Here is a 12,064-nt window from a genome sequence, read left to right as displayed (position 1 = left end):
TTTTGTGTTTATTCTACTACCGGAACTAACTTGATGTAATCCAACGTAAGAGGATTCCATCGATTTGAACCGGTGTTTTCGGCAATTAGTGAAATCAGCTCCAAATCGCCAGCATATTCTAAAGTAAATTCACCAACATATTCTTCATTATAATCGTAAGGTGGTATTTCTTTTGAATCATATTCTACTATAGGATCGGCAACATATTGGTTACCAAATTCATCAACTTCAAAGTGTCCCCCTATCCTTATATGTTGCCAGAAAGATCCTTCAAAATCATTGATCGCCCTCCAGTAAACTCTATAAGTGGTACTGTAAAGATTTTTAGCATTGTAATAGATAGAGAATCGGGGAACCCCGTGGTTTCTCACTTCAATATCCTGAAATTCATTACCCGATGGATCTGCTTTATCACGATAAAAAATATTCGCGCTTTTATCATCCTGGCTAAAGCCTATTGGCATTTCTCCCTGGATCTTAACCGGGAGAAGCTTATTTTCTATAGGCACATCTACTCTTTTCATTACATAAGCAATTCCATTACTCAATGTGATTGGCTGCCCTACAATATTTTCTTCATTTACCGGGACCTTTACTCCAGCCTGGGAGATAAGGGTATCGGGGAGATTAGAAGGATAGTATTTGTTTTCGAAAACCATATCCCTTACCACGTAATATTTTGCGAGATGCTCTGTGGAGTCCTGTGTTGGTTTCTGGCTGTAAGGCAACATTTTGTCAGTTTCGGCTGTAAAGCCTTCGTCCTGCATTAAAAAATAGGTGTAATTCTTTTTTTCATTCTTGAAGTAATAGCCTGTCCTCAACAATTCATTATAAATAGAATCATTATCAACCTGCATGGTGGTATCTATTGCTTCCCGAAGATCAGTTTCGTTCTGGAAGAGGTCATAGTTATCGAGCGTAGTTACAAAATCATTTTGCTTATATCCTGTATTAGACTTTATAAATTCCCACAGATTCGGATTAGGAATCAGGGCCATGTCAATTACATGATATACTCCATTAGATGCATACTGATCGCCTTCAACCACCGAAGCTTCTTCGATATGATTATCGGCATAAAAATTCTGATACTTGCCGGTAAGCATTTGTATGGAAAGTGTGTCTTCGATATTGCTGGTAGGTACTCTGTTTAGACTAATATGATTTTTAACGAATTCCGTTTTCATGGCAGCCGTAGCAAGCGCTTCATTACTTACTGCCTGCATCGCTTGGTTGGTGGGCACCCATACTGTAAAGGTTTCCGAGGAACTAAGAACCTTATCGTACCCCGTTTCTACCAAAAGATCATGAAAATCTGAAAGATCCCCGTTTGTTGCTATATTCTGCTCCAGCGTATTTTGAAGTTTTAGATCATTCACTGCGGTATGATCATCGAAATTATCGGTACAGGAATTAAGAGAGCCAACGATAGTTACAACTCCCAGGAATCCCCAAAATTTCTTTATAAAATTCATCTTCAATTTTTAAGATTTACTATTTAATTATTATTCAGATGCGGGCTGAAGGTCTTCTTCAGTACAAAGCTGACCGTCTCCTCCAAGTTTTGGCCATAATTGATCCATATCTACAGGTCTGAATTCTATGACGTCTATCCATGAGGGACCACCTGCTCCTGTTAAGGCTTCCAGTCTGAAAACGTGTCTTCCTGTAGTTTCCACATTAACTATTCCCAGGAATCTACTGTTGTAAATCCAGGTATCTCCGCAAAGACTTTTTTTGTAACCCTGCGATTCAAGTACTCTCGGTGGCAATTCGGTATTTCTATACTCTCTAAAATCAACGGTTCTTGATAATTTAGCACCATCGAAAAGGGGCTGAGCTACCGATGCCCTTGTATTCGTTCTAAAAGTAATCCACACTTTATACTGTCCTTTTATAATTACCGGAGTATCGAATTCAACCCAGGAACTGCTTCCTGTTCTAAGGCGGAGAATTTCCAACCAATCACCCCAATAGGCTTGTGCTTCCCTGGACCCGGCAGTATGAGCAGTATAAGTTATAGGCAAGCCACCACCCCACCTGATATGCTGGAGATCCCCCGGATAATACGTTTGATAATTACCTGGTTTCCTAAAAACAGAAGCCAATTGTCTAATTTCAGGCTGGTCGCCCACATCAAAATATACAGGTTGGGGTAACCTCAATTTAATATTAAAATTACCATCTACCTGGTGTAAAACACCATTAGAAGCAGTGATATCACTTTTATCCCTGTCAAGGACAACACCTTTTTCCAATACACCATTAAAGGTTTCTTCATTTATTAGTACTGTATCCTTTTTAACCTTCACGCCAATAACTTCCAAAGGTGCTTTGGTTAAATGAGATGGGGATGTCACTAAATCAGCTACATATTTCAAGCCGGGAAGAATTCTATATGCAACGTAAAGATTAAGGCTATCTTCCGGATTAGTAGGATCTCCAGTTTGAGAATACTTTTCTTTTAAATCTTGCAAAGAATTAAGGCCTGCATCGTGAAATACCTCGTTATTCTGCGCAATCACAGTTAAATAACTGGGAATACTGTCTTCATCATAAGTTACGGGCTGGTCTAATCTTTCCTGCCATCCGGTAGCTTTCACGACCTCGTTGAAAAGAGAAAGATTATCATTAGAGGCAATAAGTTCAGCCAATGTTTTTTTAGCAATAGGAAGAACATGATCTACCACATGAATAATTCCATTACCCACCTCGACATTAGCTTTTTGAATTTTAGCAACTTTATTTACCGTAATTTTTGTTGTACCATTTTCATTGGCAGCTCCTGTGGTTAAAAATTGTCCATACATAGTAGCTACAGGAATTTTACCGTCAGTAAATGCTGAAGTTTCGATTACCTGATCTATTAAATGAAGACGTACGAGATTATTTAATTCTTCTACCGGCACATCTTCTACCGAGCCGTATCCATTTTCTGAAAGATACATATCTACTGCTTCATTGGTTGGAGCAAAAAATGTATACGTTCCATAGGTTCCAATGAATACGTCGTTATCAGTAAGTTCAAGAATTTTTAAAATTTCGGAAAATTGATCTGAATTTTCCTGTAAATAACCAAGAATATTTACCTCTGTATCTGTTCGTTCTGCATATTCCTGTTTTGTACATGAGTATATAAGCAACCCTGCAACAAACAGCATGAATATGCTTTTCATGCATGCTCTGTTAAAAATTTTAGGTTTCATAATATTTTGGATTATTTTATTCATAAAATGGATTCTGCTCTAATGCCTTATTAGCATATAGTTCATAGTAGTAAATAGGCAAATAATGACTATTAGGATCTCTTAATTTCGCCAAAATCGACTGTTGAAGATCGGAAGGTGCACTATAGGCAGCCATGGTTAAGAGCAAATCTATTCTTTCATAATTGTTTCTTTTGGCGTTCCGTAACACATCAAACCATCTTTTTCCTTCAAATGCAAATTCTCTGGCTCTCTCCTCCAAAATGTAATCGGTAATTCCATCTTTATCGGTAGGATTTCTTTCTGTCATTTCAAGAGCTTCTGCTCTCTCCCTTACTTGATGTATTAAATCCAGGGCCTGCTCTCCCATACCCAATTGGTTTAACGCTTCAGCTTTCATTAATAAAACATCCGCATATCTATATAAGAACCAATGGGTATCTGAGGTTCCCCTGGATTTACGTTCATACTGAGTTAAACCAACATATTTATAGATGTAGCCGTTAGTAGCAACCAAAGAGCAGCGGTTTCCCCGAATATCTTTTTTAGTAGGATCCTGAAAATTTATTCCAAAAACTTCTTCCATCACTCTAGCTGAAGCAGTATATCTAGGCCTTTCCAAAAACATGTCATAGAAAGGATTAAGATTGTTTAAACTATACTGCAATTCAAATATACTTTCAGAAGAATTTCCTTCTGCATATACGGTATTAAACCAGGAATTATTAGCTGGTATAAGTGCAAAGTCACCGGTGTTTATAACTTTATCAGCTGCTTTCACTGCATTTTGATAATCTTCCATCCATAAATATACATCTGCAAGCATGGCATTAATAGCTGATTGGGTAATTCTCCCTTTATCTTGAGCATTATTACCATAGGTTTTTTTAGCCATCGTTGCAGCCTGTTCCAGGTCGCCTGCCACTTGTTCAAAAATCTCAGCCTGAGTAGATTGAGGAATTTGAAAATTATCGGTATCGCTTAAAGTAGCATTTAATTTCAATGGTACGTCTCTAAAAGTCCTTGCCAATGTAAAATATAGGTAAGACCTAATAGCAAGAGCCTCGGCCATAAATCCGTCTAATTCTTTCTGGGTAAAAGTTGGATCTTTTTCCAGAACATCTGGTGCAAATTCTAAAATAGTATTGCAATAATTTATTACCCTGTAAAATGCGGACCAGTTCGTTATAGGATTCGTTTCCAAAATATTCATTCGCGTTATATCTCTTTCATCATTAGAAGCATATTCAGTAGGCAATACCATATCAGCTCTAAGTTCTCCATACATGAACAGATAATCTGTTAAAGGGCGGTCGCTAACTCCAGGAGGTGAATTAAGCATTGAATTATAACAACCTATGACGGCAGCCTGCACGTCTTCCTTTGTTTTCCAGAATTCCTGTCTCACGGTACCATCTTCAGGTTCCAGGTTTAGGTAATTATCACATGAAAAGAATATGGCAATGAAAAATGCTATTAATGATATTTTTATTTTATTCGTTCGCATAGTCAAATTTTTAAAACCTTGTTGAAATTCCTAAAGTAAAACGTCTTGTGGGTGGTGTTCTGGAATAATCTATGGCGATTCCAAAGGGATCTCCGCCTCTCATACTCACTTCCGGATCCTGACCTCTATAGCTAGTAAAAGTTATGATATTATCAGCTGTAAGATATACCCGCAGATCTTTGAGATTTAAATTTTCGAGTACCCTATCTGCAAAACTATAACTGATAGTAGCAGATCTAAATCTTAAAAAAGAAGCATCTTCCACATATCTGTCTGACCCTAACCAGTTGTAGCCGGCTCCATAAACCGCTCTTGGGATATCTGTTTCGTCTCCAGGATTTCTCCATCTGCTCAAAGTAGCCATGCTTTGATTATCCCACCCATACATATTGGTGGTCAACATATCGGTTCCGTTTATAATATCATAATTAAGGCGATAATTAAAAAAGGCTATAAACTTCCACTGATTATTAATGGTTACGGTAGGACCGAAACCTCCTGTGTATTTAGGATTGCTGTTTCCAAGGTAAACAACATCTCTAGAATCAATATTCCCGTCATGATTAATGTCTTCATACATAGCATCACCCGGTTGAAAAATATAATCAGTATTCGGATAATTAAATCGCATGTAAACTACCTGTCCATTAGGCCCTGTGATTACATCCCCATCAGCATCTACAGCCTGGGTAGCTTCTTTATCTTTATAAACCCCTTTGTACCGATATCCATAGAAAGATCCAAACGGATTGTCTACCTGTAAAAACCTCTTGAATTCTCCGTTTCTATCAACATTTCCCTTCTCACTAGGGAAATATTCTGAAATTTCCCGAATAACATTTTCATTGCGAGAAATATTGAAATTAAAATCTACTTGAATATTTGGTGATTTATAGGGAGTTGTATAAAGACCCACTTCCCAGCCTTGATTATCCAATTTACCAACATTCATGTCGATAGAGTTATATCCCGAAATGGAAGTAATATCAAGATTTTCGAATAAAAGATCGTCCGTGGTATTTTTATAAAAATCAACATCCAGCATCAATCTTTCATCGAACATTCTCAAATTTAAACCTAAATCACGGCCGGTGAGTGTTTCCCATCTTAAGTTTGAGAGCTGAATATTGCTGGGGTATACCCCTGACATTCCAAGATATTCAGCCTGAAAATTACCGTACACATTAAAATAACGATAATCATAACGTGGTGCTCTACCCGCCTTACCATAACTGGCACGCAAACTTAAATCGTTTACATAATCAAAATTTTTCATGAATTTTTCTCCAGAAATTCTCCATCTTGTAGAAACTGAAGGGAAAAGGCCGTAACGATTTTCAGGACCAAATTTTGAACTTCCATCTGCACGTAGGCCTACATTTATGATATATCTATCTAATAAACCATATTGTACATTCGCTAAAGCGGCGACATTCCTGGACTTACTATTGTTGGTATACAAACTTAAGTCATCATTCTGGGTTCTCGAAGGAACCGATGGATCGGTAAGTAACGAGGAAGCAGTATTCGAGGTCAACACCTGATGAGATACATAACTATAATCATTGGTCTGCAAAGAAATGATTCCCTGCAATGATTGTTTTTCATCCAGTGTTGGTGTGAAAATAAAATTAGTCTTTGTTATAAGATTGAATGCATCCACGTCGGCATCGGTGGCTCTGTTAACAACTGTCTCCGTAAATGGTCTTCCCGTGGCATTTTGCGGAAGGAATGCATTTAATTTTGTGTTATTTATATCAAACTGAAGATCAAATGTTGTTGTTAAAAAAGAGGGAATCAATTTAAAATTCACATTGAAATGCGGAACTATTCTTTCTCCTAATTGTGTATTTTCAGCAAACTCCGCCATTGCTACAGGATTGTACGTTCTGCTGTAAGATCCCTGGATATTAGAAACAGGTGAAAAATAATTAGGCGTTAAGTGACCGTATTCATCATATTCGTAGATACTCATATTTGGCATTTTAACATACGCTACATTTCTTATTCCATCGGCACTATTACTAGTTCCATTTACATAATTTCTTTCTGTTTTAGAATGGGTATAAGATATATCTGCTCTAAATTTAATTCTATCAGAAACTATATAATCGAGATTCAACCTGGCATTTATTCTATCCAAACCAGTACCGATAGTAACACCTCTTGAATTGTAATACCCCAATGAGGTATAATACCTGGCTTTTTTCCCTCCACCTTGAAGGGACAAATTATGATCCTGGATCAAACCGGTTTGCGATATAGCATCTATCCAATCAGTATTATTACTATAGTTTTTATACCAATAAACCTCCTGTGGATCATATTGAAATTCTTTGACATACAATGTATTTAACGGAGTTCCATTCCTATTCATAAATTCCTCCGGAATTAATTGTGAATACTGGTCTCCATTTAACATGGGAATTGTTTCCGGTAACGCAGCAACCGAGCCTTTAAAAGTATATCCAATAGTTGGAGGTCCTACCGCTCCACGTTTGGTGGTAATCATCAACACCCCACTAGCCGCACGGGCTCCCCACATGGCAGTAGCAGCAGCATCTTTTAATACGCTGATACTTTCTATATCGGAAGGTGCAATGTTTAATAAGGCAGCATAATCTTCCTGATCTGCCGTACCAAAATTAAAATCTTGAGGTACAGAAGTTTCATAAGGCATTCCATCGACAACCACCAAGGGGTCTGAAGATCCATTAATGGAAGAAGTACCTCTAATCCTTATTTGCATTCCGGCACCCGGATCACCTGAAGTGGCCGAAATATCCACCCCCGGCATTCTTCCCTGGAGAGCTTCATCTATCGAAGCAGCCTGCATGTCTTCAACTTTCGATGCATCAATAGTTACCACACTAGTGGTTCGATTACGTTCAGCAATATCAAGCAATCCAGTCTCCCTAACTTTTTCGGCTGTAACAATTACCTCGTCCATTTGTTCCAGTGAAGCATCCAATAAAATTTCTATATTGTTAACATTCTCGTTAAGTGTTATGATCTTGCTCCTGTAACCTATGGAAGAGATTTCAAGCTGATGGCTCAAATCTTTTACCCGAATAGCAAAGCTTCCATCAATGTCGGTAGCTACTCCTGTAATAGTTCTATTGTCTTTATCTTTTTCAATAACAGTAGTTCCTATTATTGGTTCTTTCGTTTCGCTATCTAAAACCTTTCCACGAATAAGCTTTCCAGAATCCTGAGAATAAGCCTGAGTAGAAAAAGCCAGGACAAAAAGAATGAATAAGGAAGGTATTACTTGAGTAAAGTTTCTAATCATAATATTATTCATTATGCTGTAAATAATTATCGATTAAGTGTATCAAAGACCTGTCTGCCAGGTTGTTACTATATTCAGGGATTAATTCTGCCATTCTCCCCTGTTCCCCTATAAACTGCAGAGCACCGGGATCGTTAACAACATTTACATATTTACTATTATTAAAATCATCTTTTAACAGGGTTTCAACAAGCCCTTCTACATATCCGTCGGCAGCAACAATGCGGTTTTCAAGAATATGATAAAGTAAAAATTTCGTAACCTTTTCTTTTTCTACTGAATTTGATGGAGCAAAATTTGGCTCCAACCCAGTTTCGGTCTCAATTCCCGGAAGAACACTATCTCTTACAGCTTGCTGAATGGCATCATTACTTGGAATAATAAATGTATATTTTGTTCCCAAATCTACTCCCCTGATTGCGTAAGTATTACTATCATATATTTCTGAATTCTTCAAATAATTATAGTAATAAGAGTACGGTGAGTTTTCTACAGGAATAGAATCTGTACCTACCGCTAATTCTTTTAAATCTTTAGCTGGTGGTTGCTCAGAGAATTTTAAAATATTATCTGTGTAATATACCCTACCATTCTCCTGATCTTCATATCCTGTAATATGCACAACACCTCCAGCATCTTCATTACCAGCTGCATAGACTGTATTATTGTCAAATTTTATATATTCTCCAGGAATTTCTGTATCACCGCTTCTAAACATTCCAGTTCCTGAGAGATCATTAAGCCTTCCATCTGGGTTAGGAGCGATATGATTATACAGTACTCTTAAAATTCTGGACTTTGCCAGTGAACCACTAGTGGTTACACCTGTCTCAGGAGAAGTATATTCCCATTCCTGTCGATTGATATTATAATCATAGCCCAGTTCATGAAGAGTCTCATCAGACATCATGAAAAGAACATAATCTCTTCCAATGTTGCTAATAATCTTTTTATAGCCATCGGGCTCATTCAAGGCGCGAGTCATTAAACTATAATCCGGATCCAGATAGGCAGACGTGTAAACCGAATAGAAAAGATTCGATTTTTGAACTTTATTAGTTCCATAAAAAATACCGTTACTTAAAACTTCCTGATCCACAACATCGGTACCGGAATCAAACCTTGCTTCCTCTTCCAGCATATTAGAGCTAGAACTGAAGTGGCTGGGCCAGACTGTTGTTTGGAACATATGTGCATTAAAGAAATCGACAAAAACATATTTGGGCAGAGCTTTAAGATTGGGATAATGCTTTAAAAGTATATCGTCAATAAAATTCTGAAGCACCTCATTTGTAGGGACAAACATTGTGAAACCTTCAATTTGAGCATCATTATCACTCTCTTTTAAATAATTTTCATTATTTGGAGAGAAACCTAGTTCTGGATCATACACTTTTACGAATACCTGATCTGCATTTCCAGTATAAGTTTGGTAAGTATGAGTTGCTTCATTATTTGGTATATAGCTCACAAGGTTTTCTTCCAAAATACTCTTAAACAAACTATATTGAGGACTTTCCTGGAGATATTGATCAAAATTAGGAAGAGGTAAATTTACCCTTGACACCTCATCTATTACTCCGTTTTCTGCGATTATATCGGCATTTACCACCTGAGCATCAATTACATTGAAACCGGTATAGGTTTGATCTGGAAAAAAATAATTATAATCTGCAGCACTCAACCGGGTTAACTGCATGTAGTCCTCATAGAAATAAGGAATGTATTTATTATTATTATCTCCTGATACATAATAATTAGCATTCGCATCATTATTACGATTTGATGCTACGGTTACAATTTCACTTCCGTTAATAGTAGATTTTTGAAAACCAGTATAATATGCAGTTCGACGCTTATATGCCAGATCTTCCTGCCACCCGATAGGAGACTGAAAGTCTGCTATATGATCAGTTCGAAAAGCATTGTACACCAATGCATATTTAACAATTTTACTCGCGGTAGTAGAATCAATTGCTTCCAAACTTCCATATTCTGAATTTTCCTGGAAAAATTTTTGAAAAGCTTCATCATTCGGTGCAAACATGGTCCAGTAACCGGCTGTGCTCAAAATATCTTTATACCCAGCCTTATCAATCACTGACAAAAGATTTGTAAAATTACCTCTCGATTCCAAAACCTGATAAATTGGCGGTTCCAGATTATCTGGACGCGCATAATACTCATCAAATTCTTGCTTATTACAGCCTTCGAGAAAAATTAATACGACCACTAAAAGAAAACTGGTAATTTTATTTTTCATTCTTAAATTTTAAATAATTGCTTTTTGTAAGCTCGACATAATTAGTAAAATATTAACAGTGCCAATGTATCTTATATTCTTCGTTAAGGTATCCTGTACTATGCTGTAGACGTTAAATAAATCTTAAGAAATATAGAAAAATGCAACACCTTTCGTTAAACATTTTCTTATTATTATAATTATTTATTATGCTTTTAAACCGCTAAGATTGAATATTTGCTATTTTATTTTGCTTTAAACAGAATGCTTTAAGCATTTTTCAGTCAAACTCAGATATTAAAAATCATTCACAGCTAATAAATCTCCCTGAAATAATTTTTCTGAATGCCGTAAAAATTGTTAAATCGTAGGTTTAATTTTTGATGCTCACATTCACACTGTCTGAATCCATGTTAAATTGCTCCTGCAATGCTCTTTTCATCTTTTGTGCTATTTTAGATTTCTCCTTCAACAAATCGTTTTTTTCAGAGGGGTCCTTTTCGATGTTGTAAAGCTCGAATTCTGTAGGTCTCTCAAGATGTCGCGTACGAATCAATTTCCATGGTTTTGCGATATAACTTTCCTGGAGATGACCTCGAACATAAATGGGATGATTGCTGGTATCTTTTTCTGTCAACATTCCCAGGAATGATCGACCCTCCACCCCTGCAGGAATTTCCTTAGCCGAAGCGATTTTCAGTAAAGTCGGCATTAAATCTTCAACACTTATATAATTAGAAAGGTAACCGGGATCAAAATGATCCTTCCAGGCTATGATTGCCGGAACCCTTATCCCTCCTTCATAATTCAGTTTTTTAAAGTCTCTAAGAGGCAAGTTGCTTCCTAAAACTGGGTTAGGCCCATATTTTCCTTTATATTGCCAAGTTGGATACCAGTTTTCCTGGGCCCCGTTATCACTCATAAAGATTACCACGGTATTTTCCCCGAGCCCTTCTTTCTCTAATTTATGCAACACCTCCCCAATCGCACTATCTAAATGCGTCATTGCGGCTGCATAATGCTGTCTCGAAGTAGCTTTAAATACACCTTCATACATTTCTCTCCATTTTTTTGGTTCCTGAAGAGGAATATGAGGTGCGCTGTAGGCCAGTTGTAGAAAAAATGGTTTTGAGCTCTGTTTTTCTTCGTCTATGTAACGAATAGCTTCTTTAGTGATCAAGTCTGTAGCATGGCCCAGCTCGGTTATAAATTTGCCGTTTCTATGCCAACTGGAATCCCCGTTTTTATAGGTATGTGCATATTGATCTATTTGACCATGTAAAAATCCGTAAGAATAATCAAAGCCGTAGGCCGAGGGACCACTTTGAGGTTTTAACCCTAAATGCCACTTCCCCAGAAGGGCAGTTTTGTATCCCGCACTTTTTAATGCCTGCGGAAGAGTTACAATAGAATCAGGCAGGCTTTTTTCACTTTTCCCGCTAATTGGCGCAACAATGCCCAATCGGCTGGCAGGAATACCGGTAAGTAAAGTCGCCCGTGAAGGTGAACAGGTGGGACTTACGTAAAATCTGGATAATTGTATTCCGTTTTTTGCGAGCTTATCGATATTTGGAGTTTTTATTTCTGAGCCATGAAAGCTCATATCATTCCAACCTGCATCATCAGCTATTATCAGAAGAATATTTGGTCTTTGGATCTTTTCTCTCACCGGCACTTCTTCTTTAGCATTATTTTGACAGCATTGCGTTGTTAGGATAAACAGCAAGAACAAGACAACTGATCCTAAAAAGGAAATTCTGTAACTTCTTATCATCTGGATTGGTTTGTTAAAAATAAGTGAAATTGATGATCCCACA

At 37.2% G+C, this 12,064-nt stretch carries 6 protein-coding genes; all 6 read right to left on the bottom strand.

Features of this window, described 5'->3' with window-relative positions:
* Positions 1–8: 8 nt before the first annotated feature.
* Positions 9–1,475: a fasciclin domain-containing protein gene (locus tag C7S20_RS10220; RefSeq protein ID WP_107012384.1), complete on the bottom strand. Its 1,467-nt coding sequence runs from the start codon at positions 1,473–1,475 to the stop codon at positions 9–11.
* Positions 1,476–1,505: 30 nt separating this feature from the next.
* Positions 1,506–3,176, bottom strand: a complete 1,671-nt coding sequence (locus C7S20_RS10215; RefSeq protein WP_227008986.1) for a fasciclin domain-containing protein — start codon at positions 3,174–3,176, stop codon at positions 1,506–1,508.
* 46 nt (positions 3,177–3,222) lie between these two features.
* Positions 3,223–4,713, bottom strand: coding sequence for a RagB/SusD family nutrient uptake outer membrane protein (locus C7S20_RS10210; RefSeq protein WP_107012383.1), 1,491 nt, complete (start codon positions 4,711–4,713; stop codon positions 3,223–3,225).
* Between the two features lie 10 nt (positions 4,714–4,723).
* Positions 4,724–8,005 carry a SusC/RagA family TonB-linked outer membrane protein gene (locus C7S20_RS10205; RefSeq protein ID WP_107014185.1) on the bottom strand — a complete coding sequence of 1,094 codons (3,282 nt, stop codon included), beginning with the start codon at positions 8,003–8,005 and terminating at the stop codon, positions 4,724–4,726.
* 4 nt (positions 8,006–8,009) lie between these two features.
* Positions 8,010–10,268, bottom strand: a complete 2,259-nt coding sequence (locus C7S20_RS10200; RefSeq protein WP_107012382.1) for a fasciclin domain-containing protein — start codon at positions 10,266–10,268, stop codon at positions 8,010–8,012.
* A gap of 352 nt (positions 10,269–10,620) precedes the next feature.
* The gene (locus C7S20_RS10195) at positions 10,621–12,021 is read right to left on the bottom strand and encodes a sulfatase-like hydrolase/transferase (protein WP_107012381.1); all 1,401 of its coding nucleotides are present in this window, start codon (positions 12,019–12,021) and stop codon (positions 10,621–10,623) included.
* Between the last annotated feature and the right edge of the window lie 43 nt (positions 12,022–12,064).

The organism is Christiangramia fulva (assembly GCF_003024155.1).
In the GTDB taxonomy this organism is placed as follows: domain Bacteria; phylum Bacteroidota; class Bacteroidia; order Flavobacteriales; family Flavobacteriaceae; genus Christiangramia; species Christiangramia fulva.
This window is presented reverse-complemented; position numbering and strand designations above follow the sequence as displayed.

Bases quoted from the DNA above. Each gene is read 5' to 3' on its own strand.
- C7S20_RS10220 (WP_107012384.1), bottom strand. From the start codon at position 1,475: ATGAATTTTATAAAGAAATTTTGGGGATTCCTGGGAGTTGTAACTATC.
- C7S20_RS10215 (WP_227008986.1), bottom strand. From the start codon at position 3,176: ATGAAAAGCATATTCATGCTGTTTGTTGCAGGGTTGCTTATATACTCA.
- C7S20_RS10210 (WP_107012383.1), bottom strand. From the start codon at position 4,713: ATGCGAACGAATAAAATAAAAATATCATTAATAGCATTTTTCATTGCC.
- C7S20_RS10205 (WP_107014185.1), bottom strand. From the start codon at position 8,005: ATGATTAGAAACTTTACTCAAGTAATACCTTCCTTATTCATTCTTTTT.
- C7S20_RS10200 (WP_107012382.1), bottom strand. From the start codon at position 10,268: ATGAAAAATAAAATTACCAGTTTTCTTTTAGTGGTCGTATTAATTTTT.
- C7S20_RS10195 (WP_107012381.1), bottom strand. From the start codon at position 12,021: ATGATAAGAAGTTACAGAATTTCCTTTTTAGGATCAGTTGTCTTGTTC.